This window comes from Catenuloplanes atrovinosus (assembly GCF_031458235.1).
Classification (GTDB): domain Bacteria; phylum Actinomycetota; class Actinomycetes; order Mycobacteriales; family Micromonosporaceae; genus Catenuloplanes; species Catenuloplanes atrovinosus.
Window position 1 is genome coordinate 230,011 of record NZ_JAVDYB010000001.1, and the last position, 22,474, is coordinate 252,484.

At 73.2% G+C, this 22,474-nt stretch carries 16 protein-coding genes and 2 pseudogenes; 12 read left to right on the forward strand and 6 right to left on the reverse strand.

All coding sequences use genetic code 11. The annotated features are described in order from the left end of the window. Positions 1–44: 44 nt before the first annotated feature. A complete protein-coding gene (locus J2S41_RS01050) occupies positions 45–968 on the forward strand; it encodes an LLM class F420-dependent oxidoreductase (protein ID WP_310361805.1) in 924 nt (307 codons plus the stop codon). Here the strand turns inward: J2S41_RS01050 and J2S41_RS01055 are convergent. From J2S41_RS01055 to J2S41_RS01070, 4 genes are all read right to left on the reverse strand, one after another. Continuing rightward, the gene (locus J2S41_RS01055; protein WP_310361808.1) at positions 945–2,429 is read right to left on the reverse strand and encodes a hypothetical protein; all 1,485 of its coding nucleotides are present in this window, start codon (positions 2,427–2,429) and stop codon (positions 945–947) included. The two genes, J2S41_RS01050 and J2S41_RS01055, sit on opposite strands and share 24 nt — an antisense overlap. Positions 2,430–2,466: 37 nt before the next feature. Next, positions 2,467–2,667 (reverse strand): DUF397 domain-containing protein, encoded by a 201-nt coding sequence (locus J2S41_RS01060; RefSeq protein ID WP_310361809.1) that lies wholly within the window; start codon positions 2,665–2,667, stop codon positions 2,467–2,469. Positions 2,668–2,702: 35 nt separating this feature from the next. Then, positions 2,703–3,554 (reverse strand): DUF5753 domain-containing protein, encoded by an 852-nt coding sequence (locus tag J2S41_RS01065; protein ID WP_310361811.1) that lies wholly within the window; start codon positions 3,552–3,554, stop codon positions 2,703–2,705. Between the two features lie 279 nt (positions 3,555–3,833). Next, positions 3,834–4,199, reverse strand: a complete 366-nt coding sequence (locus J2S41_RS01070; protein ID WP_310361813.1) for a hypothetical protein — start codon at positions 4,197–4,199, stop codon at positions 3,834–3,836. A gap of 90 nt (positions 4,200–4,289) precedes the next feature. On the opposite strand from J2S41_RS01070, the pseudogene J2S41_RS01075 reads away from it, so the two are divergent. The 5 genes and pseudogenes from J2S41_RS01075 to J2S41_RS01090 form a co-directional block, all read left to right on the forward strand. After that, positions 4,290–8,867 (forward strand): annotated as a pseudogene (locus J2S41_RS01075) (ATP-dependent helicase); the annotation flags it as partial. Positions 8,868–9,029: 162 nt separating this feature from the next. Then, positions 9,030–9,317 (forward strand): annotated as a pseudogene (locus J2S41_RS39785) (hypothetical protein); the annotation flags it as partial. Positions 9,318–9,632: 315 nt separating this feature from the next. Further along, positions 9,633–10,952 carry a hemolysin family protein gene (locus J2S41_RS01080; protein WP_310361815.1) on the forward strand — a complete coding sequence of 440 codons (1,320 nt, stop codon included), beginning with the start codon at positions 9,633–9,635 and terminating at the stop codon, positions 10,950–10,952. Between the two features lie 295 nt (positions 10,953–11,247). Further along, positions 11,248–12,309 (forward strand): hemolysin family protein, encoded by a 1,062-nt coding sequence (locus J2S41_RS01085; protein WP_310361817.1) that lies wholly within the window; start codon positions 11,248–11,250, stop codon positions 12,307–12,309. A 71-nt stretch (positions 12,310–12,380) separates the two neighbouring features. Next, complete coding sequence (locus J2S41_RS01090) at positions 12,381–13,409, forward strand: sporulation protein (protein ID WP_310361819.1); 1,029 nt, start codon at positions 12,381–12,383, stop codon at positions 13,407–13,409. Positions 13,410–14,025: 616 nt separating this feature from the next. Here J2S41_RS01090 and leuE read toward each other — a convergent pair. Next, positions 14,026–14,676, reverse strand: a complete 651-nt coding sequence (gene leuE / locus J2S41_RS01095) for a leucine efflux protein LeuE (RefSeq protein WP_310361821.1) — start codon at positions 14,674–14,676, stop codon at positions 14,026–14,028. After that, positions 14,673–15,917: a bifunctional pyridoxamine 5'-phosphate oxidase family protein/GNAT family N-acetyltransferase gene (locus J2S41_RS01100; RefSeq protein ID WP_310361823.1), complete on the reverse strand. Its 1,245-nt coding sequence runs from the start codon at positions 15,915–15,917 to the stop codon at positions 14,673–14,675. The genes leuE and J2S41_RS01100 overlap by 4 nt, the downstream gene beginning before the upstream one ends. A 41-nt stretch (positions 15,918–15,958) precedes the next feature. Between J2S41_RS01100 and J2S41_RS01105 the strand changes: the two genes are divergently transcribed. The 6 genes from J2S41_RS01105 to J2S41_RS01130 all read left to right on the forward strand — a co-directional run bounded on the left by J2S41_RS01105 (position 15,959) and on the right by J2S41_RS01130 (position 21,503). Then, complete coding sequence (locus tag J2S41_RS01105) at positions 15,959–17,323, forward strand: aminotransferase class I/II-fold pyridoxal phosphate-dependent enzyme (RefSeq protein WP_310361826.1); 1,365 nt, start codon at positions 15,959–15,961, stop codon at positions 17,321–17,323. A gap of 37 nt (positions 17,324–17,360) precedes the next feature. After that, on the forward strand, positions 17,361–18,008 hold the full coding sequence (locus tag J2S41_RS01110; protein ID WP_310361828.1) for a UdgX family uracil-DNA binding protein: 648 nt from the start codon (positions 17,361–17,363) through the stop codon (positions 18,006–18,008). A gap of 49 nt (positions 18,009–18,057) precedes the next feature. Then, positions 18,058–19,317, forward strand: coding sequence for an MFS transporter (locus J2S41_RS01115; RefSeq protein ID WP_310361829.1), 1,260 nt, complete (start codon positions 18,058–18,060; stop codon positions 19,315–19,317). A gap of 1 nt (position 19,318) precedes the next feature. Beyond that, a complete protein-coding gene (locus tag J2S41_RS01120) occupies positions 19,319–19,519 on the forward strand; it encodes a DUF3046 domain-containing protein (protein ID WP_310361832.1) in 201 nt (66 codons plus the stop codon). Between the two features lie 190 nt (positions 19,520–19,709). Then, positions 19,710–20,756 carry a recombinase RecA gene (gene recA, locus J2S41_RS01125; RefSeq protein ID WP_310361835.1) on the forward strand — a complete coding sequence of 349 codons (1,047 nt, stop codon included), beginning with the start codon at positions 19,710–19,712 and terminating at the stop codon, positions 20,754–20,756. A gap of 21 nt (positions 20,757–20,777) precedes the next feature. Next, on the forward strand, positions 20,778–21,503 hold the full coding sequence (locus J2S41_RS01130; protein WP_310361836.1) for a regulatory protein RecX: 726 nt from the start codon (positions 20,778–20,780) through the stop codon (positions 21,501–21,503). Positions 21,504–22,474 lie beyond the last annotated feature (971 nt).

A 22,474-nucleotide genomic window follows, 5' to 3' on the forward strand; every position in this document is an offset into this window, starting at 1 on the left:
GGACCATACGCTTACAGGAACGTCCGGGTGGCAGAGTAAGGGGCATGAGGCTCTGTATCTTCACCGAACCCCAGCAGGGCGCGTCGTACGCGGACCAGTTGCGGGTCGCCCAGCGCACCGAGGAGAACGGCTTCGACGCGTTCTTCCGCTCCGACCACTACCTCTCGATGGGCGGCACCGGCCTGCCCGGCCCGACCGACTCGTGGGTGACGCTGGCGGGCCTCGCGTTGCAGACGTCCCGGATCCGGCTGGGCACGCTGGTCACCTCCGCGACGTTCCGGCTGCCCGCCCCGCTGGCGATCAGCGTGGCGCAGGTGGACGAGATGAGCGGCGGGCGGATCGAGTTCGGCCTGGGCAGCGGCTGGTTCGAGCCGGAGCACACCGCGTACGGCATCCCGTTCCCGCCGGTCGGCGAGCGCTTCGACCGGTACGAGGAGCAGTTGGAGATCATCACCGGGCTGTGGGGGACGCCGGCCGGCCAGACGTACTCCTTCTCCGGCAAGCACTACCAGCTCACCGACTCGCCCGCGCTGCCGAAGCCGGTGCAGTCGCCGGTGCCGATCATCATCGGCGGGACCGGCCGGAAGCGGACGCCGGCGCTGGCCGCCCGCTACGCGGCCGAGTACAACGTGGCGTTCGTCAAGCTGCCGGAGGCGGGCCGGGCCTTCGACCGGGTACGCGCCGCGTGCGCCGAGGCCGGCCGCACCGAGCTGCCCACGTTCTCCGCCGCCGTGGTGCTCTGCGTCGGCCGCAACGACGCGGAGGTGCGCCGCCGGGCCGACGCGATCGGCCGCGACGTCGACGAGATGCGCGGCAACGGTGGCGCGGCCGGCACACCGGACCAGGTCATCGAGCGACTCCGGGAGTACAGGGCGCTCGGCGCGAGCCGGATGTTCCTGCAGGTGCTGGACCTGTCCGACCTGGACCACCTGGACCTGGTGGCGTCAGAGATCGCTCCGCACCTCTGAGTCGTGCCGCCCGGGGTCCGGCGCCGGCCGCACGGCCTCGTCCGCGGCCGGCCTCGGACCCGGGGCCGGCCGGGTGGCGGGCCGGGGCGCCGCGTCCGGCTCTGCCGCCGCTTCCGAGCCCGGCCCGGTCGCCGGGTCCGGCTTCGCCGCCGCTTCCGGGCCCGGCTTCGCCTCCGCCTCCGGAGCGGGCCGGGTGGCCGGTTCCGGCGCCGCCGGTGGGACCTTGCCGGCCGGGCCGCCCCGCTGGCCGGGCAGGACGATGTCGCGGACCGCGAGATAGACCGCGCGGACCGCGAGCGTGCGCTCCACCTCGTCCAGGATCGGCGCGAAGAACTGGCGGCGGTGCTCGGTGTCGCTCATCGAGGTGACCGCGAAGTACATGCTGCCGAACCCGGCCAGCAGCAGCGCGTTGCGCAGCAGCGCCAGCGGCACGCCGAACGTCGCGGCGGACGTGCGCGGCGGCGCGCCGATCCACTGCTCCGCGGTCTCCGGCAGCACCACCAGCAGGCCGAGCGTCAGGAAGAACGTGAACAGGCCGACGCCCACCACGGTCGCCTGGATCAGCTGCCGGGTGGCCAGCATGAGCAGCAGGTTGCCGATCTGCCGGCCGGTCAGCGGCGGCGGCCGCAGCGAGCCCTCCGGCGCGATCTCCTCCATCGGCAGCTCGGCCAGCGGCGTGCGGCGGCACTCCTTGCTCAGCCGCTCCGGGTGCAGCTCCTGCTCCACCCGGCCGATCTCGTCCCGCAGCCGCGCGGCCGTGGCCAGCACGGTCACGGCCGCGAACAGCAGCACCACGGTCCAGACCCGGACCCAGGACAGCCGGTCCATCGCCTGCCACAGCTCGCCGGTGAAGAAGAAGAACAACGTCACGAACAGCAGCGTGGGCAGCGCCCGGCCCTGGATGCGCACGCTGTTGCGCATGTCGTGCACCGCGTGCCGCAGCCCGCGGCGGATGAGCGGCACCACGCCGTACGACGTGGCGAGCCAGGAGGCCGCGAACAGCACCGTGAAGATGCTGAGGAACGCCAGCACCGCCTCCGGGAAGGTGGCGCTGTGCGCGCCGATCCGCTCGCCCACGCCGACCTCGGGCGACCAGTTCTGCCGGGAGACCAGGAACTCCAGCGACGGTACGACCAGCGGCATCGCGGCGTAGCAGACCACCACCGCGCCGGCCGCGCGACGGGAGAACCGGGGCAGCCGCCGGCCGAACGCGGTCAGCCCGGTCCACACCGCCGCGCCGGCCGCGAGCGTGCCGGCCAGCACCCACCACCAGTAGTCCTGGTCCGCCCAGCGCCGCACCAGCCAGAGCAGGCTGGTGACCGAGACGAACGCCAGGAACGGCAGCATGCGGGGGAGCACATGCCGCCGGAAGTCGTAGTCCTCGATCATGAACGGGACGCCCCGGCGCACGAACCAGCGCTCGGTCTGCCGGACCAGTGCCCGCGATGCCGTCAGTGCCACGCCGCGAATCCTCCCAGACCACGCGGCGTGCGGGCGCTCAGCCGAACGTGTCCCCGCGCACGCCCGCGACGAACGCCCGCCACCCGGCCGGGGAGCAGAGCAGCACCGCCCCGGCCGGCCGGCGACTGTGCCGGATCGCGGCCCGGCCGTCCGCCGCCCGGCCCACCTCGACGCAGTTGCCACCCGAGCCCTGGCTCCGGCTGCTGGTGTGCCATCCGGTGATCTCGATCCCAGGCATGTCGCGCGCGCCTTTCGTACCGTCGTGGTGGTGTGTCAGCTCTTGAACTCGTCCGCTATGTCCGCGATGAGCCGGCTGGAGTCCGCCGGATCCAGCGCCGACTCGCGCAGCGCGCGGTAGGTGGCCGCGAAGCGGTCCGTGCGGGACCCCTCCAGGAACGTGCGGCCCGCGATCGTCTCCGTGTACGCCACGTCCGGGAACGGGTCCGGCATCTCGAACAGCTGGAACGAGCCGTCCAGGCCCGGGTGGGCGCCCGCCCCCGCCGGCAGCACGCTGATCTCGATGTGCCGGCGCCGGGCCAGCCGGCCCAGGTGGGTCAGCTGTTCACGCACGACCTCCGGCCCGCCGACCGGGTTGCGCAGCACGGACTCCGCCACGATCGACGCGACCTTGGTGGGCTTGGTGCCCTCGATCGCGCGCTGCCGGCGCAGGCGGAGCTGCACGAAGCGGGCTATCCGGTCGTCGTCCGCGTCCGGCCCCTCCACCGTGCGGATCATGGCCTCCGCGTACGCCGGGGTCTGGAGCAGGCCGAGCACGTACAGCGCGTCGTAGCTGGCGACGCGCTTCGCCCGCTGCTCCAGCCAGACCAGATCGCAGAATGTTGGGTCGTAAATCACATCGGAGAATTCGTCGATCCAGTCGTCCCGGCGCCACACCTCCTCGCTCAGCCGGGTCAGCCGGGTTCGTTCCCGCCGCTCCGAGACGCCGTACAGATCGAGCAGCATCTGCACGTCGTGTCGCGGAATCGGCCATTCCGCGTTCTCGAACCTGCTCAGTGCGGAGAAGTTGCGTTTCAGGTGCTCGGCGACCTGACGAAGCGTCAGGCTGCGCCGTTCGCGCAGGTCGCGCAGCTCCCGGCCGAGCCATTGCGCGCGTAATGTGGGCACTTTACGGCCCTTCGAGTCGAGCATCGCCCCCCCAGGTCGGACGAAAAGTGTGATGCGTCTTCATTCCCTACCATCGATCGGTGGGAGAAGTCGGCCGTGACGTGAACAAAACATCACGGACCACTGCATCGATCGGCGCCAACGCGACACCGTACCGGATGATCGGTAAGCGATCCAGCACGCATTGCCACGAAACCCTTGTCAGGCAGGCATGACGGCACGTGTCAGTCTGGTGTGGATGGTGCCGGTTTCGCGCTTTAGTGACTGATTTAACGCGCGTTAGAAAACGGCGCTCTGCGCCGGTCCACTGTGCTGCGTCGGCGGGTCCGCGGTGACGATCAGATCCGCGCGGCCGAGGTGCTGCGCGGTCTCGTTGATCACCCGCTGATCGGCCGCGAGCGAGCGGACCGGCAGGCGGTCGTGCCGGGCGTCGCGGCGCAGCACGAAGTAGTGCACGGCCGCGCGGACCCGGGCGCGGTCGGCCGCGCACGCGTGCGTGGTGAAGCGCAGCAGGTGGCGGAGGCTGGCCGCGAGCCGCTCGGCGAGCGCGAGGTCGTGCCGCCCGCGCGCGGTGCGCAGCGTGGCGAGGTGGCCGTCCACCTGGCGGATCAGGACGTCCGTGTCATGTTCCAGCCCCCGGTGCACCGCGCACTCCCTCCCGTATGTCCGGAAAAATCGTGGCCTTTCTGGGTACGGTGGGCGCGCCTGCCGGGTTTCCGGGCCCGCCGCCGGGAAATGTCGTACCCGGCGGGCAGGATGGTGGGCATGGCTACGGCGCTGGCGGGATTCGGCGCGGCGACCCGGGAGTGGTTCGCCGCGGCGTTCGCCGCACCCACTCCCGCGCAGGACGGCGCCTGGCGCGCCATCGCGGCCGGCCGGCACGCGCTCGTGGTGGCGCCGACCGGCTCCGGCAAGACGCTCGCCGCGTTCCTCGCCTCGCTCGACCGGCTGGCTCGCGAGCCGCGGCCGGCGGAGCCGCGGCAGCGCTGCCGCGTGCTCTACGTCAGCCCGCTCAAGGCGCTGGCGGTCGACGTCGAGCGCAACCTGCGCGCGCCGCTGACCGGCATCCGGCACGCGGCCTCCCGGCTCGGGCTGCCGCCGCCGGACATCACGGTCGGCATGCGCACCGGCGACACCCCGGCGGAGGAGCGGCGCGGGTTCGCCCGCACCCCGCCGGACATCCTGATCACCACGCCCGAGTCGCTGTTCCTGCTGCTCACATCCGCGGCGCGGGAGTCGCTGCGCGGCGTCGAGACCGTGATCATCGACGAGGTGCACGCGGTCGCGGCCACCAAGCGCGGCGCGCACCTCGCGCTGTCACTGGAGCGGCTCGACGCGCTGCTGCCGAGGCCGGCGCAGCGGATCGGGCTGTCCGCCACGGTCCGGCCGATCGAGGAGGTGGCCCGCTTCCTCGGCGGTGCCGCGCCGGTCGAGGTCGTGCAGCCGCCGTTCACCAAGACCATCGAGGTCAGCGTCCAGGTCCCGGTGGAGGACATGACCGCGCTGGGCGAGGAGTTCGCGCCCGGCCCGGAGCCGGACGGCGGGCCGCCCGACCCGGGCTCCGGCCCGCGGCGGCCGTCGATCTGGCCCGCGGTCGAGGAGCGGGTCTACCAGCTGATCACCGAGCACCGGTCGACCATCGTCTTCACCAACTCCCGGCGCGGGGCGGAGCGGCTGTGCGCGCGGCTCAACGAGCTGGCCGAGGAGCATGCGGTGCCGGGTGACGACGGCGCCCCCGGGCGGCATCCGTCCTCCGCGGGCAGGGTGGCGGGGATGCCGGCCGAGATCATGGCGCAGTCCGGGCAGTCGCACGGTGCGCCGACGGTCATCGCCCGCGCCCACCACGGCAGCGTCTCCCGCACCGAGCGCAAGCAGATCGAGGAGGCGCTGAAGTCCGGCGACCTGCCCGCCGTGGTCGCCACCTCCTCGCTGGAGCTCGGCATCGACATGGGCGCGGTCGACCTGGTCGTGCAGATCGAGGCGCCGCCCACGGTCGCGGCCGGGCTGCAGCGCGTCGGCCGCGCCGGGCACCAGGTCGGCGCCGTCTCCCGCGGCGTGGTCTTTCCCAAGCACCGCGGCGACCTGCTCTCCTGCGCGGTCGTGGCGGAGCGCATGACGGCCGGCGCGATCGAGGAGATGCGCTACCCGCGCAACCCGCTCGACGTGCTCGCCCAGCAGATCGTGGCCATGGTCTCGATGGACGCGTGGACCGTCGCGGACCTCTCCGACCTGCTGCGCCGCGCCGCCCCGTTCGCGGAGCTGCCCGCGTCCGCGCTGCACGCCACGCTGGACATGCTGTCCGGGCGATACCCGTCGACCGCGTTCGCCGAGCTGCGCCCGCGCCTGGTCTGGGACCGCACGGCAGACGTGCTCACCGGCCGGCCCGGCGCGCAGCGCCTCGCGGTCACCAGCGGCGGCACCATCCCCGACCGCGGGCTGTTCGGCGTGTTCCTGGCCGGCGGCGAGCGCGGCGCCCGGGTCGGCGAGCTGGACGAGGAGATGGTCTACGAGTCCCGGGTCGGCGACGTGTTCCTGCTCGGCTCCTCGTCCTGGCGGATCGAGGACATCACGCCGGACCGCGTGCTCGTCACGCCCGCGCCCGGCCAGGCGGCGCGCATGCCGTTCTGGAAGGGCGACTCGCCCGGGCGGCCGATCGAGCTGGGCCGGGCCATCGGCGCACGGCTGCGGGCCCTGGTCCGGGCCGGCGACGAGGCCGCGACCGAGACACTGCGCGCCGAGGGGCTGGACGACTGGGCGGCCGACAACCTGGTGGCGTACCTGCGGGAGCAGCGCGACGCCGTGCGCGCGCTGCCGGACGACCGCACCGTCGTGGTGGAGCGGTTCCGCGACGAGCTCGGCGACTGGCGGATGGCCGTCCACTGCGTGCTCGGCGCCAAGGTCAACGCGCCGTGGGCACTGGCGATCGGGCGCCGGCTCACCGAGCGGTACGGCGTGGACGCCCAGGTCGTACCGTCGGATGACGGCATCGTGGTGCGGCTGCCGGACACCATGGACACGCCGCCCGGCGCCGACCTGATCGTGTTCGAGCCGGACGAGCTGACCCAGCTGGTCGAGGAGTCGGTCGGCACGTCCGCGCTGTTCGCGTCCCGGTTCCGCGAGTGCGCCGCCCGCGCGCTGCTGCTCCCGCGCCGCGACCCGCGCCGCCGCCAGCCGCTCTGGCAGCAGCGCCAGCGCGCCGCCCAACTGCTCGACGTGGCCCGCGAGTTCGCCGACTTCCCGGTCACCCTGGAGGCGGCCCGCGAGTGCCTGCAGGACGTGTTCGACCTGCCCGGCCTGCTCGGGCTGGCGCGCGACCTGGCCGGGCGCAAGGTCCGCGTGGTGGAGGTGGAGACGCCACGGCCGTCGCCGTTCGCCCGCTCGCTGCTGTTCGGTTACGTGGGCGCGTTCCTCTACGAGGGCGACGCGCCGCTGGCCGAGCGCCGGGCCGCCGCGCTCGCCCTGGACGCCACGCTCCTCGGCGAACTGCTCGGCCGCGTCGACCTGCGTGAACTGCTCGACCCCGAGGTGGTCGCGGAGACCGAGGCGCGCCTGCAGTGGCTCACCGAGGAGCGCCGCCCGCGCGACGCGGAGGACGTGGCCGAGCTGCTGCGACTGCTCGGCGATCTCTCACCGACCGAGCTGGCGGTGCGCGGCGCCTCCCCGGACTGGGCCGCCACGTTGCGCGACGCGCGCCGGGCCGTCCCGGTGCGGATCGCCGGCGAGGAGCGCTGGATCGGAATCGAGGACGCCGGCCGGGTCCGTGACGCGCTCGGCGTCGCGCTGCCGGTCGGGCTGCCGGAGGCGTTCCTCGCGCCGGTGCCGGACCCGCTCGGCGACCTGGTCGCGCGGTACGCGCGGACCCACGGCCCGTTCTCCGCCGCCACCTGCGCCGCCCGGTTCGGCCTCGGCGTCTTCGTGGTCGAGCAGGCGCTGCGCCGGCTGGCCGCGGCCGGGCGCGTGGTCACCGGCGAGTTCTCCCCGGTCGCCGGCGGCGCGGCCGGCACCAGCGAGTGGTGCGACGCCGAGGTGCTGCGGCTGCTCCGCCGCCGCTCGCTGGCCGCGCTGCGCCGCGAGATCGAGCCGGTCCCGGCCCGGGCGCTGGCCACGTTCCTGCCACGCTGGCAGCAGGTCGGCGGCGCGGCCCGGGGCGTCGAGGCGGTCGCGGCCACGATCGACCAGTTGCAGGGCGCGGTGGTGCCGGCGTCGGCGCTGGAGCGGCTGATCCTCCCGGCCCGCGTCGGCGACTACACCGCGGGACACCTCGACGAGCTGTGCGCCACCGGCGAGGTGCTGTGGTGCGGCGCCGGCACGCTCCCGGGGAACGACGGGTGGGTCACGCTGGCGTACGCGGACGCCGCGCCGCTGGTGCTGCCACCGGTGGACGAAACGCTGACGCTGACGCCACTGCACCGCGCGGTGCTGGACGCGCTGAGTGACGGGCAGGCGCTGTTCTTCCGATCGCTGTCCGACCGCGCGATCCAGCTGCTGGCGGCCTCTTCGTCGTCATCCGGCGACTCCGAGCAGCCTGGCGGCTCCCGCGAGTCTGGCGGGTCCGGTGAGTCTGGCGGGTCCGGTCGTGTCGCTGAGTCGGTCATCGACGGCGGGTCGCCGTGGCGTGCGGGCCGGGCGGTGCCCGCCGGCCGCGGATCGCTCGGCCGGGGCGGGTCCGCCGTGGGGGACGCGGACGCGGTGCCGGCGAGGAGCGCGGTGGTCGACGACGCGGAGATGGCCGCGGCGGTCTGGGACCTGGTGTGGGCCGGCTACCTGACCAACGACACGCTCGCGCCGCTGCGCGCGCTGCTCGGCTCCGGCGGCGCCCACCGGGCGAAGCCGGTCGCCTCCCGTGGGCGCTACCGGCGTCCGGGCCGGGTGGCGCTGCCCAGCCGCGGTGGGCCGCCGACCATGGCCGGCCGCTGGTCGCTGCTGCCCGACCGCGACCCGGACCCGACCCAGCGCGCCGCCGTCACCGCCGACCTGCTGCTGGAGCGGCACGGCGTGGTCACCCGCGGCGCGGTCGCGGCCGAGGGCCCGCCGGGCGGCTTCGCCGGCGTCTACCCGGTGCTCGCCGCCATGGAGGAGCGCGGGGCCGCCCGGCGCGGCTACTTCGTGGAAGGGCTGGGCGCCGCCCAGTTCGCGGTGCCGGGCGCGGTGGACCGGCTGCGGGCGCTGGCGGACAAGGCCGAGGACCCGAGCCGGCGCGGCGCGGGCGGCCCGGCGCTGATCCTGGCCGCCACCGACCCGGCGAACCCGTTCGGTGCGGCGCTGCCGTGGCCGGACCGCGCGATCGACTCCGGCGACGGGTCCGCGGGCGCGGCGCAGGGCAACCGGGCGGGCTCCACCCAGGATCAGCGGGCCGGCGGCGCGGGCTCGATCGACGGGGCGCGGCCCGATCCCGGTGACACCGCGACGGCCGAGGCCGGCGGCCGGCGTGGGGCGGGCGAGGCGGTCTCCGCGCCGGGCGGACGGCCGGGCGGCAGCGGGCACCGGGCCGGCCGAAAGGCCGGGGCCCTGGTCGCGCTGGTCGGCGGTGAGCTGGTGCTCTACGTCGAGCGGGGCGGCCGGACCCTGCTGTCGTTCACGGAGGAGCCGGAGGCGCTCGCCGCCGCCGCGAAGGCCCTGGCGGACGCGGTGCACTCCGGCGCGCTCGGTGCGCTCTCCGTGGAACGCGCCGACGGCGAGACGCTGCGCGCATCGCCGCTGCGGGACGCGCTCGCCGCGGCGGGCTTCCGACCGACGCCACGCGGCCTGCGACTTCGCTCGTAGGGCGCGGTCCGGCGGCGGTCGTGCGGTGGCTTCGTGATGTCGTGCGCGTGAACGGTGGCCGGGCCGGTGCTCGCTCTGGGTGCGCGGTACCGCGCCGGTGCGCCGGGTGTTTCCACTGTTCAAGGGTGACGTCGCGGGTTCATTCCACACCGGCGGAGTCTGTGATCTTGAATTTCCGTCACAGCCAATGCCCAGCATGTGTTGGTAAAGTGCGCGCATGATCGACCCCAGCCCAGAGGGCTGTAGTCCCCAGCCGGGTGAGCCCCGGCCTTCTCGTCAAAGCCCAGACGTCACGCGCACCGAGGGTGACTCGTCGTGCTGATCGTGGTCGGGCTGTTGCTGATTCTCGTGGTGACCGCCGCTACCGGGTACTTCGTGGCCCAGGAGTTCGGATACGTCGCCGTCGACCGTGGCAAATTGCGCCAGGAGGCGGAGGCGGGCGACGCCGCCGCCGCGCGGGCACTGAAGGTCACGGAGCGACTCTCCTTCATGCTCTCCGGCGCGCAGCTCGGCATCACCGTGACCGCGCTGCTGGTCGGCTACGTCGCGGAGCCGTTCCTGGGCGGCGGCCTGGCCGCACTGTTCGGCGTGGCCGGCGTGCCGGCGGGCGTCAGCTACCCGATCTCGATGGGGCTGGCGCTGGCGTTCGCGACCGTGGTCCAGATGGTCTTCGGTGAGCTGGCCCCCAAGAACCTGGCGATCGCCCGGCCGGAGTCGCTGGCCAAGGCGCTGAGCCGGTCCACGCTGATCTACCTCACCGTATTCGGGCCGGTGATCAAACTGTTCGACCTGGCGGCCAGCCGGCTGCTGCGCCGCATCGGCATCGAACCGGTCGAGGAACTGCCCGAGGGCGCCACGCCGGAGGACCTGACGCAGATCATCGCGGAGGCGCAGAAGGAGGGTCACCTCGACGCCGACACCTCCGCGCTGCTCGACCGCGGCCTCGACTTCCGCCGGCTGACCGCCGGCGAGGTGATGGTGCCGCGGGTGGACGTGTCGACCGTGCGCGCGGACGACCCGGTCAGCCGGGTGGTCGAGCAGATGGCGTCCGGCCACTCCCGCTTCCCGGTGCACGGCGCCGAGGGCGTCGACGACGTGGTCGGCGTGGTCGGCATCAACGACGTCCTGGCGATCCCGCCGGACCGCCGGTCCGAGGTACCGGTCCGCGAGATCACCTCGCCGCCGCTGATGGTGCCGGAGTCGCTGCCGGTCCCGGCCGTGCTCGACCGGCTGCGCGCCGGTCACCGGCAGCTCGCGATCGTGGTCGACGAGTACGGCGGCTTCGCCGGCGTGATCACGCTGGAGGACATCGCGGAGGAGCTGGTCGGCCCGATCCGCGACGAGGTGGACCTGCCCGAGGCCTCCCCGGTCCGGCAGGACGACGGCTCCTGGCTGGTCCCGGCGCGCTGGCGGATCGACGAGATCGCGGACGCGACCGGCATCGCGCTGCCCGAGGCGGACGAGTACGACACGGTCTCCGGCCTGATCATGCGCCGGCTCGGCCGCATCCCGGAGGTCGGCGACGCGCTGGAGCTCACGCTCCCCGGCATCGAGTCGGAGGAGCGCGCGCTGGTGAGCGTGCTCTCCGTGGACCGGCACGTGCCCGGAACGGTACGGGTGGAGGTGCGGGCATGAGCGAGCTTGCGAGCGAATCATTAGCTCAGCGCCGACCACACGCGAACCTGCGGCGTGCCGGTGTGCCCGGCCCAGGTGAGCTTGCGAGCGAATCATTAGTTCAGCGCCGGCCACACGGAAGCCTGCGGCGTGCCGGTGTGCCCGGCTTAGGTGAGCTTGCGAGCGAATCATTAGCTCAGCGCCGACCACACGTAAACCTGCGGCGTGCCGGTGTGCCCGGCCCAGGCGAGCGTGCGAGCGAATCGTCGGCTCGGCACCGCGTTCCGCGAATCCGCGGCGTTGAGGGGAGTCCGGCATGAGTACCGGCTGGGCGGTGACGCTGTCGCTGTTGTTGCTGGCCGGGAATGCGTTCTTCGTGGCGGCGGAGTTCGCGTTGATCGCCAGCAAGCGGTACCGGCTGGAGCAGGCGGCGGCCGGTGGCGGCGCCGCGGACCGGGCCGCGCTGGCCGGCAGCCGCGAGCTGACCGTGATGCTGGCCGGTGCGCAGCTCGGCATCACGCTGTGCTCGCTCGGGCTGGGCGCGCTCGCCGAGCCGGCGATCGAGCACCTGGTCAGCCCGCTGCTGCACCAGGTCGGGCTGCCGGACGCGCCGAGCCACGTGATCGCGTTCCTGTTCGCGCTGACGCTGGTGACGTTCCTGCACCTGGTGCTCGGCGAGATGATGCCGAAGTCGTGGGCGATCAGCCACCCGGAGAACTCGGCGCGTCTGCTGGCGCTGCCGTTCCGCGGCTTCACCCGCGTCGTACGCCCGATTCTGACCGGTTTGAACAGCGCCGCGAACGCGGTGCTGCGCCTGTTCAGGATCGAGCCGCAGAACGAGCTCGCGCAGGTGCATGATCCTGAGGAGCTGCGCATGCTGCTGGAGCAGTCGCGCGAGCACGGCACCCTGCCGGTGGACCAGCATGCGCTGCTGACCAGCATGCTCGCGCTGCAGCGGACCACGGTGGCGGAGATCGCCACGCCGGCCGCGCGGATGGTGAGTGTGGCTCCGGGCGACACGGCGTACCGGATCGAGCAGGTTTCGCACGCCACCGGCCGGTCCCGCCTGGCGGTGATCGACCCGGACGCGCCGGGCGTGCTCGGCATGGTGCACGTGCGCGACGCGGTGCGCGTCACCGCCGGCGAGGAGGAGGCTGTGACCGCGGCCGAGCTGATGTCGCCGCCGTTCACACTGCGCGCGGACGAGACGCTGATGCAGGCGGTGGGACTGATGCGGGCGGAGCGCGCGCAACTGGCGCTGGTGTCGGACGCGGGGGCGACGGTCGGCTTCGTCGCGCTGGAGGATCTCCTGGAGGAGGTCATCGGCGAGTTCGACGACGAGACCGACGAGGTGCCGCGCGGCCGTCGCCTGCGCTGAGTCGCCACACAGGGAACGCCCAGTTTCGTACGGATATAACGGACTTTTCGGATAGAGAGAGGACGAGGCTCATGGTCTTCAAGAAGATGCTCAGCGCCCTCGGCGTCGGCGGGCCCTCCGTCGACACCGTGCTGGCGAACCCGAACACCCGTCCCGGACTCACGCTCGACGGCCAGGTCAACATCGTCGGCGGCACCACGGCGGTCGACATCGAGCACGTCGCGCTCGGCCTGGTCACCCGCGTCGAGGTCGAGGGCCACGACACCGAGTGGGACTCGGTCATGGAGTTCCACCGCGTGGTCGTCGCCGGCGCGTTCCGGCTGGACGCGGGCGAGCAGCGGCAGCTGCCGGTCCGCTTCCCGATCCCGTGGGAGACGCCCGTCACCGACGTGTACGGCCAGCGGCTGCGCGGCATGACCATGGGCCTGCGCACCGAGCTGTCCGTCGCCCGGGCCGTCGACAAGGGCGACCTGGACCCGATCTACGTGCACCCGCTGCCGATCCAGGAGCGAATCCTGGACGCGTTCATGCGGCTCGGCTTCCACTTCAAGAGCGCGGACCTGGAGCGCGGCCGGATCAGCGGCGTCAACCAGCAGCTGCCGTTCTACCAGGAGATCGAGTTCTACCCGCCGGCGCAGTACCAGGGCACGATCAACGAGGTCGAGCTGACCTTCGTGACCAACCCGCAGGGCATGGACGTGATCCTGGAGTTCGACAAGCGCGGCGGGTTCCTGACGCAGGGCCGTGACACGTTCGGCCGCTACCAGGTCTCGCACGCGCAGGCCGACAACACCGACTGGACCCAGGTCGTGGACGGCTGGATGCGGCAGGCGGCCGGCAGCTACCAGTCGATGCGCTCGTCCTACGGCGCGCCCGGCGGCTACCCGCCGCCCGGCTACCCGGGCGGCGGGCACGGGGGTCCGGGTTATGGCGCTCCCGGATACGGCCACGGCGGTCACGGCGGCTACCACGGTCACTACCGCCACGGCGGCGGCATGGGCGGCGTCGTGGCCGGCGCCGCCGGGGGTCTCCTCGGCGGCATGATCCTCGGCGAGGCCATGGAGGACATGTTCGAGGGCGACGAAGGCGACGAGGGCTGATTTCGTCCGCAAGCTGTCCGGAACGTGGAACTTTCACGTTTCGGACAGCTTTTTGTGTGATCGTGCCGTGTGAGTTCGAGCGGTGCGGGGATCTCCACGACAGAAAGACCGCGATCCTGGTCGTGGCCGGGGCTCACATACTCCCGTAGCGCTTGGCGGATTCGTCCTGCCGCGGCCTCTTGCGTGCGGCAGCCGGTGCCGTTCGGACGACCGGCTCTGGCGCGGCGGGTGGAGCGGAGCGCGACCGGCGGGTGGTAGCCGAGGCCATTCGCGCCCGAGGCCGGCCGACGGCCGCACCCCGGGAGCGTGGCCGAACGGGTGATCCCGGTTGAGCCAACGCCGGAACCGGCCTCGACGGCGTGGGCGAGGGAGAGCACCAGCGGGCACGCGATGCCATTCGAGACGAGATCTCGTACCACGGTTCGCCGGAGGCCGCTCCTCGGCCACGCCGGAAGCGCGGCCGAGGGATGGTGGTGAATGAGCCGACGACGGAGCCGGCTCCGACGCGGTGGGCGGAGCGGAGCGCTAGCGGAGTCGGAGCACGCCGCGGGTTTGCCCGCGGGAGCACGCCCAACGGGACCACGCCGGAAGCGGGAAAATGGTGTGAACGGGGGGGTTAGAGCGACGCCGTCGCGAGCTTGGCCCCGAAGGCGACGAAGAGCGCGCCGACCGCGGTGGTGCCGGCGCGGGCCAGGAGACGGCGGCGGCGGAACTGGGTGGCCAGGTGGCTGCCGGAAAAGATCAGGACGGTCAGGTAGACGGTGCTGCAGATCTGCACGATCGCGCCGAGCAGCAGGAACGACAGCTCGGGGTGGGCGTAGCCGGGGTCGACGAACTGGATGAAGAACGAGACGAAGAACAGGATGGCCTTCGGGTTCATCAAACTGATCAACAGTGCCTTGCGGAACGGCTGCGAGGCGGCCGGCGGCGGGGCGGCCGCCTCCGGGGCGGACGAGACGCGGCGGCGCCAGGCGGCGCGGAGCATGGAGAGCCCGACCCAGCACAGGTAGGCGGCGCCGGCGTACTTGATGACCAGGAACACCGGCGGGTACGCCCGGAGCAGTGAGGCGACGCCGGCGGCGGAGAGCAGCATGAGGATGGCGTCGCCGAGGAAGACTCCGGCGGCGGCGCGGTAGCCGGTGGCTATGCCGCGGCGGGCGGCCACGGAGAGCACGAAGAGCGAGTTCGGGCCCGGCAGCAGGACGATCGCCATCGTGCCGAGCACGTAGGTCCAGAGGTCGGTCACTCCCAGCACGCCGTGCATCATGCTCCTTCGGTGGCGTGGGCGCGAAGGCGATTCCGCAGGCTGGACCGTGCGGCCGGCCACTCATCGGCGGTCATCGAGTAGAGCACGGTGTCGCGCCAGGAGCCGTCGGCGCGCCGCTTGTGCCGGCGCAGCACGCCCTCGCGGGTGGCGCCGAGGCGTTCGATGGCGCGCTGGGACCGCACGTTGCGGTTGTCCGTCTCCCACGCCACCCGGACCGCGCCCAGCTCGTCGAACGCGCGGGTGAGCAGCAGCAGCTTGGACTCGGTGTTCGCGCCGGTGCGCCAGTGGCTCTTGGCGAAGTACGTGTGGCCGATCATCAGCGTGCGGTGCGTCTCCTCGATGTCGTAGTACGACGTGGTGCCGATGACCGCGCCGGTGCGCGCGTCGCGTTGCAGCCACGGCACGGTCGGCGTCGCGGCGAGCCGGCGGGTCAGGTAGGCGCGCATCTCGGCGAGCGTGCGTGGCGCGGCGATCGGCAGATGCTCCCAGATCTCCGGGTCGCCGCAGCTCTCCAGCAGGTCGGCGGCGTGCACCAGGTCGAGCGGCTCCAGGATCACGTGCTCGCCGCGCAGGATCGCCGGCGTCTCCCAGGCGCTTCGCGCGGGGCGCAGATAATCCGGCACGGGTACGGTCACCGCCTCGTCCGGCTCGGGCAGGCCGCGGACCCGGTGCAGCGGCAGCAGGCCGGCCCAGTGGGGGAGTGCCTCGTCGCCCGGCTCCTCGCCGACGCCATGCGCGCGGATCTTCGTGGAGACCTCGGTCAGCGGCAGTGCCAGCACGGTGGTCTGGCTGAGCTCCTTGCGCGTGGGCGGGCGGCTGTCCGCGGCGCGGCCCACGGCGATCTTGTCGACCAGCGCGGTGAGCACGCGCTCCTTCTCCACCGGGTCGGTGACCGGCACGGCCGTACCGTGCGCGATGACGGACCGGTAATTGGCGCTGTGGTCGAACTGGGAACGCGCCAGCACCAGCGCGTCCAGGATGGTGGCCTCGACGCAGACGCGCAGGCCCTCCTCGCGCGCGGCCAGCATCGGGCGGCTGCCGGTGGAGCCGTGCAGGTACAGCGTGTCGCCGACGCGGGCGATCAGCGTGGGCAGCACGCGCGGCTCGCCGTCGACCACGAACGCCAGGTGACCCTCGAACGACTCGTCCAGAATCTCGTAGGCCGGCGCCCTGTCGTAGCGAATCCGCCCCCGGTCGCGCAGCGCCGTGGTGCGATTGGTCGGTAGGAAGTCGTCTCCCATGAGTAGCCCTCCAGACTTTGTGCTAGTACAGTAGGGAAACTGTGGCAGAACATTATCAGATCACCGGGTCCACGGCCGCCGAGATCTCGGAGAGCGTGGAGGCCGGCGTGCGCGCCGGGGACCTGCGGCCGGGCGCGGCGCTGCCGCCGGTGCGGGCGCTGGCCAAGACGCTGCGGTGCAGCCCGGCAACGGTGGCGAAGGCGTACCAGGCGCTTCGCCAGCGCGGGCTGATCGAGACCGCGGGGCGCAACGGCACGCGGGTCCGCGAGCGGCCGCCGATCGCCACCGCGGGCCGGTCCGCGCTGCGGCTGCCGCCGCCGCCCGGCGCGATCGACCTCTCCACCGGCGAGCCCGACCTCGCGCTGCTGCCCGCGCTCGGCCCCCGGCTGGCCCGGCTCGCCGCCGCCGAGTTCACGCCGACCAACTACACGGACGCCGGCGCGCTCCCCGAACTGGTGGATCTCGCGCGGGTACGGTTCGCCGGCGACGGCATCCCGGTCGAGGACGCCGGGATCACCGTCACCAGCGGCGCGCTGGACGCGATGGAGCGGCTGCTCTCCGCGCACCTGCGGCCCGGCGACAAGGTCGCCGTGGAGGACCCGGGCTGGTCCAACGCGTTCGACCTGGTCGCCGCGCTCGGCCTGACCGCGGTGCCGATGCCGGTCGACGACGAGGGGCCGACGCCGGACGGCATGCGCGCCGCGCTCGGCGCCGGGGCCGGCGCGGTCATCGTCACCGCCCGCGCGCAGAACCCGACCGGCGCCGCGGTCAGCTCCTACCGCGCGGCCGAGCTGCGGTCGGTGCTGGCCGAGTTCGCGTCCGTGCTGCTGATCGAGGACGACCACGCGGCCGAGCTGGCGCCGGTCACGCTGCACTCGCTGGCCGGCGTGACCGGGTCGTGGGCGTTCGTGCGGTCGGTCTCCAAGCCGTACGGGCCGGACCTGCGCCTCGCCGTGGTGGCCGGCGACGAGGCGACGATCGCGCGGGTGGCCGGCCGCATGCGGGTCGGCGCGGGCTGGGTGTCCACGCTGCTCCAGCGCGTGGTGCTCTACCTGTGGCGGGACGACGAGGTGATCAACGGGGTGATCCGCGCGCGGGACAGCTACGTCACCCGGCGGCTCGCGCTGCGCGCCGCGCTGGCCGCGCACGGGCTGGACGCGCGCGGGCGCACCGGGCTGAACGTCTGGGTCAGCGTGCCGGACGAGACGCGCGCGGTCGCGGCGCTGCGTGACGCCGGATACGTGGTGGCGCCCGGCTCGCTGTTCCGGCTCGCGTCGCCGCCCGCCATCCGGATCACGGTCAGCCCGCTGGCGGAGGAGGACATCCCGGCCCTGGCCGACGCGGTGGCCGCCGCGGCGGCGCTCGATCCGGTCCCGGCCCGGTCCTCGATGGCGTTGACGGCCTGACCGTTTCTGTCGTACGAATCCGGTAAAACACTGCGTCATGCAGACCGCTGCCCCTTTCGTACCGTCAGACGCGTCCACCATCGCCGAACTGCGCGATGCCGCCCCGGCCTGCCGCGGGTGCAAGCTGTGGGAACCGGCGACCCAGGTGGTCTTCGGCCGCGGCGACGAGCATGCCCGGGTGATCTTCGTGGGCGAGCAGCCCGGCGACGTGGAGGACAAACAGGGCCTGCCGTTCGTCGGCCCGGCCGGGCACCTGCTCCGGCGCGCGGTCGACGACGCGGGCCTGCCGGTCACCCAGCTCTACATCACGAACTCGGTGAAGCACTTCCGGTTCGAGCGGCGCGGCGCGCGGCGCATCCACAAGACGCCGGACCAGCAGCACATCACGGCCTGCCACCCGTGGCTGACCAGTGAGTTCGCGCTGCTGCGGCCGGAGCTGGTGGTGCTGCTCGGCGCGACCGCGGCCAAGGCGGTGCTCGGCCCGTCGTTCCGCGTCACCAAGTCGCGCGGCGTGCTGATGCCGTGGCCCGCGTCGGCGCAGCGGCCGGAGGACTTCCCGAGCGACCACGAGGCCAGGGCGCTCGCCACCATCCACCCGTCCGCGGTGCTGCGGGCGGACGACCGGGACGCGGCGTACGACGGCCTGGTCGCGGACCTGCGCGTGGCGGCCACCGCATTGACGTGATCCATTCCCCGGCTACCGTGAATGTCTCTCACCGTGGTCGGGGGTTCTCATGGGCGGGTCGGTGCGGCGGGTGCAGCGGCGCACGCTCACGTTGCTGGTCATCACGCAGATCATCGGCGGCATCGGCGTGGCGATCGGCATCACGGTCGGCGCGCTGCTCTCCGCGCGGATGGCCGGCGTGGGGATGTCCGGCCTGCCCGGCAGCGGCGCGGTGATCGGCGGCGCGCTGCTCGCGGTCCCGGTCACCCGCCTCGTGCAGGCACGCGGGCGCCGGCCGGGCATGGCGCTGGCGTACCTGGTGGGCGCGCTCGGCGCGGTGCTGGTGGTGCTCGCGGCCGTCCTCGGCTCCGTACCACTGCTGTTCCTGGGCATGTTCCTGTTCGGCGGCGGCACGGCGGCGAACCTTCAGGCACGGTACGTCGCGGTGGACCTCGCCGCGCCCGAGCGCCGGGGGCGGGACCTGTCGCTGGTGGTCTGGTCGGCCACGATCGGGTCGGTGGCCGCGCCGAACCTGGCCGACCTCGCGGACCGCGCGGTGGCCGGGCTGCACCTGCCGGTCCTGAGCGGCGCGTTCGTGGTCAGCGGCGTGGCGTTCGCGCTGTCCGCGGCCGCCATCGCGGTGTCGATGCGGCCGGACCCGCTGCTTCTCGCCCGTACCGTCGACGGGTCCTCCACCCCCGCTCCGCACCGGCCGTCCGGGGTGCGGGCCGGCGCGCGCGTGGTGGCCGGGCTGCCCGACGCGCGCCTCGCGATCGCGGCCGTCGCCACCGGGCACCTGGTGATGGTGGCCGTGATGTCGATGACCCCGGTCCACCTCGGCGAGGGGCATGCGGACGCGGACCTGCTGCGCATCGTCGGAATCGTGCTGAGCGTGCACATCGCCGGCATGTACGGGCTGTCGCCGGTGACCGGGTGGCTCGCCGACCGGTACGGGCGCCGCCCGGTGATCGTCGGCGGGCTCACGCTGCTGATCACCGCGTGCGCGGTCGCGGGTACGGCCGGGCACGACACCCCGATGCTGACGCTCGGCCTGGCGCTGCTCGGGCTCGGCTGGTCGGGCACGATGGTGGGCGGCTCGACGCTGCTGTCCGAGTCCGTCCCGCAGGACGGCCGGCCCGCGGTGCAGGGCCTGTCCGACCTGGTCATGGGGGTTGCCGGCGCGGGTGCCGGCGCGCTCAGCGGCGCGGTCGTGGCGTTCGGGGGATATGGCACGCTGACGGTGCTGGCCGCGATGGCCGCGCTCCCGGTGCTGGCGCTAGCGTTGCGGTCCAGGGGTGTCTCCACTCCTGGTTCTGTCGAGGAGATGTGAGTTGCGGCTGACGGATTTCTGGCAGCGGATGGACGAGGTGTTCGGGGCCGGATACGCGCCGAGCATCGCGAGCGATCAGGTGCTGACCACGCTGGGTGGCCGGACCGTGCGGGAGGCGCTCGACGCCGGAGTGGCGACCGTCGTGGTCTGGCGGGCCGTTTGCGCTGCTTATCCGGACCGGGTGCCGTCGAAGCTGCGGTGAATAGAACACCCGTTCGGGCGTGTCGTGTGGATCTCGTACAGGTGTTCGGCTATCGTGCGTTCCCGGGTAAGGGTTCGGCATCGGCGGCCCCCGGAGGCTGTTTTTGTCATACCCAGCGCCTAGCGTGTTGCGCGTGACGAAAGGTTCTTCAAAGACGCCCGCGAAGTCGGCGAATGTAGGGGTGGGGTCAATGGCGGCAGGTCCTGACCGCGAGAAGGCGCTAGAGCTGGCTCTGGCGCAGATCGACAAGCAGTTCGGCAAGGGTTCCGTGATGCGGCTGGGCGAGCGCCCGGTCGCCCAGATGGCGGTCATCCCGACCGGGTCCATCGCGCTCGACGTGGCGCTCGGCGTCGGCGGTCTTCCCCGTGGCCGGGTCGTCGAGGTCTACGGTCCGGAGTCCTCCGGTAAGACCACGGTGGCGCTGCACGCGGTCGCGAACGTGCAGAAGGCCGGCGGCATCGCCGCCTTCATCGACGCGGAGCACGCGCTCGACCCGGAGTACGCGCGGGCCCTCGGCGTCGACACCGACGCGCTGCTGGTCTCCCAGCCGGACACCGGTGAGCAGGCGCTCGAGATCACCGACATGCTGGTGCGCTCCGGCGCGCTCGACATCATCGTCATCGACTCCGTGGCGGCCCTGGTGCCCCGCGCCGAGATCGAGGGCGAGATGGGCGACAGCCACGTCGGTCTCCAGGCCCGCCTGATGAGCCAGGCGCTGCGGAAGATCACCGGTATTCTGAACAACTCGAACACCACGGCGATCTTCATCAACCAGCTCCGCGAGAAGATCGGCGTCATGTTCGGCTCGCCGGAGACCACGACCGGTGGCCGCGCGCTGAAGTTCTACGCCTCGGTCCGGCTCGACGTGCGCCGCATCGAGAGCCTCAAGGACGGCACGGACGTGGTCGGTAACCGCACCCGCGTCAAGGTCGTGAAGAACAAGGTGGCGGCGCCGTTCAAGCAGGCCGAGTTCGACATCATGTACGGCAAGGGCATCTCGCGTGAGGGCTCGCTCATCGACGTCGGCGTGGAGCAGAGCATCATCCGCAAGTCCGGTGCGTGGTACACGTACGACGGCGACCAGCTCGGCCAGGGCAAGGAGAAGGCCCGCGAGTTCCTGAAGGAGAACCCGGACGTCGCGGCCGAGATCGAGAAGAAGATCCTGGAGAAGCTCGGTGTGGGCGTGACCAGCGGCGACGCCGCGGGTGGCCCGGAGCTGCCGCCGGTCGACTTCTGATCGCGGTCGTAAGGTCGTCACATGGCAGGCCGACGCGGAGCGCGCTCGGGGCGGGGCTGGGACGCAGCGCCGCCCCGGACGCGCCGCTCCCCGGGTGCGAAGCCGGAGGAGTTCGAGTCGTTCGGGCACTCGGGGTCGTCCGGGGAGTCCGTCTCCGACGGTGAGAAGCCCGCGCCGAAGCCGCGCGACGAGGCTGAGGTGGCCCGCGAGATCTGCCTGCGCCAGCTCGCCACCCGGCCGCGTACCCGTGCGGAGCTGGCGGCGGCGCTGACCAAGCGGGAGATCTCCGCGGAGGTGATCGACTCCGTCCTCGCGCGCTACGACGAGGTCGGCATGATCGACGACGCGGCCTTCGCCCGTGAGTGGGTGACCACCCGGCATCGCGGCCGTGGTCTCGCTCGCCGCGCGCTGGCCGACGAACTGCGCCGCCGCGGCGTCGATGCGGAGACCGCCGGTGCCGCGCTCGACGAGCTCGATCCGGAGACGGAGGAGGAGACCGCCTTCGCCCTGGCCGCCCGCAAGGTCCGCGTGGCCCGCGGCGAGCCGGACGCGGTGTTCCGCCGCGTGGTGGGCATGCTGGCCCGCAAGGGCTACCCGGCGGGCCTGGCGATCCGCGCGGTCAAGGCGGCGATGGAGGCGCAGGCGGCCGAGACCGACAACCTCGACGACGGATACGCCGAACTTGTCGACCAGATCGACCCGGACGCGATGGCGGATGCGGCCAGGGGCGACACGGACCCGCTCTGACCGTCGCGGCGGCTCTGCGCGGCGGCGGGGTGCTGGCTTCGGTGACGCATGAGCGGTTCCGGCCCCGTGGTGGCGCCTAGCCCGCCGCGGGCACGGTGTGCGTCGGGCGCCGACGACGCGGAGGCGCGGTCGGTCCTCTAGCCGCCCCGACGATGCTGGGGCGCCTGCCGCGGCGGCGTGGTTACCGCGCGCCGACGAAGTCGGCTTCACCGTGTGCGGGCGCCGACGACGCGGAGGTGCGGTCGGTCCTCTAGCCGCCCCGACGGTGCTGGGGTGCCTACCGCGGCGGCGTGGTTACCCGCGCGCCGACGAAGTCGGCTTCACCGCGCGCCGCAATCGCGAGGGCCGGCGTGCCTTCTCAGCGACATCCTGCCCGGCCCTCGGCTCTGCTGACGCCGCGCCGCTTACCGGCTGCTGCGGCGTCGCCGGCTGTTCGCTGACGCCGCGCCGCTTACCGCCCGTGGCTGACGTCGCGCCGCTTACCGGTCGTGGCTGGCTGCTGCGGCGCTTACCGGTCAAGGCTGGCTGTTGCGGCGTCGCTGGCTCGTTGCTGGTGCTGTGGTCAGGCGTGCCAGCCGTTGCTGGCCTCGCCAGCCATTTTTGCTGCCGCGCCGCTTACCGGCGCCCCGGCCGTGTCGGCCGCTGCGATGTGGACACCCGTTCTGATGCGGGGCCGAATGCGGTACCCCCGGCCGTTGCCGCATCGCCAGCGGTTCGCTGACGCCGCATCGCCTGCCGGCTGCACCGGTCATCGCGGCGCCGCCAGTTTTGCTGATGCGGCGCCGCTTACCGGCCGTCCTCGGTCACCGCCGCGTCGCAGCAGTTCGCTGATGCGGCGCCGTTCATCGGTCGCGCCGGGCTGTCGCCGCGCCGCCGGAGTTCGGGTGATGCCGCGCTGCTTACCGGCCGTCCCGGCTTTCGTCGCGTCCAGCGGTTCGCGGTGCCGCGCCGCTTACTGGGCCGCGCCGGGG

What these genes read in the sequence shown, in the direction of transcription:
- J2S41_RS01115 (WP_310361829.1), top strand. Translation starts at nt 18,058, where the DNA reads ATGGGCGGGTCGGTGCGGCGGGTGCAGCGGCGCACGCTCACGTTGCTG.
- leuE (WP_310361821.1), bottom strand. Translation starts at nt 14,676, where the DNA reads ATGATGCACGGCGTGCTGGGAGTGACCGACCTCTGGACCTACGTGCTC.
- J2S41_RS01060 (WP_310361809.1), bottom strand. Translation starts at nt 2,667, where the DNA reads ATGCCTGGGATCGAGATCACCGGATGGCACACCAGCAGCCGGAGCCAG.
- recA (WP_310361835.1), top strand. Translation starts at nt 19,710, where the DNA reads ATGGCGGCAGGTCCTGACCGCGAGAAGGCGCTAGAGCTGGCTCTGGCG.
- J2S41_RS01050 (WP_310361805.1), top strand. Translation starts at nt 45, where the DNA reads ATGAGGCTCTGTATCTTCACCGAACCCCAGCAGGGCGCGTCGTACGCG.
- J2S41_RS01110 (WP_310361828.1), top strand. Translation starts at nt 17,361, where the DNA reads ATGCAGACCGCTGCCCCTTTCGTACCGTCAGACGCGTCCACCATCGCC.
- J2S41_RS01100 (WP_310361823.1), bottom strand. Translation starts at nt 15,917, where the DNA reads ATGGGAGACGACTTCCTACCGACCAATCGCACCACGGCGCTGCGCGAC.
- J2S41_RS01090 (WP_310361819.1), top strand. Translation starts at nt 12,381, where the DNA reads ATGGTCTTCAAGAAGATGCTCAGCGCCCTCGGCGTCGGCGGGCCCTCC.
- J2S41_RS01130 (WP_310361836.1), top strand. Translation starts at nt 20,778, where the DNA reads ATGGCAGGCCGACGCGGAGCGCGCTCGGGGCGGGGCTGGGACGCAGCG.
- J2S41_RS01085 (WP_310361817.1), top strand. Translation starts at nt 11,248, where the DNA reads ATGAGTACCGGCTGGGCGGTGACGCTGTCGCTGTTGTTGCTGGCCGGG.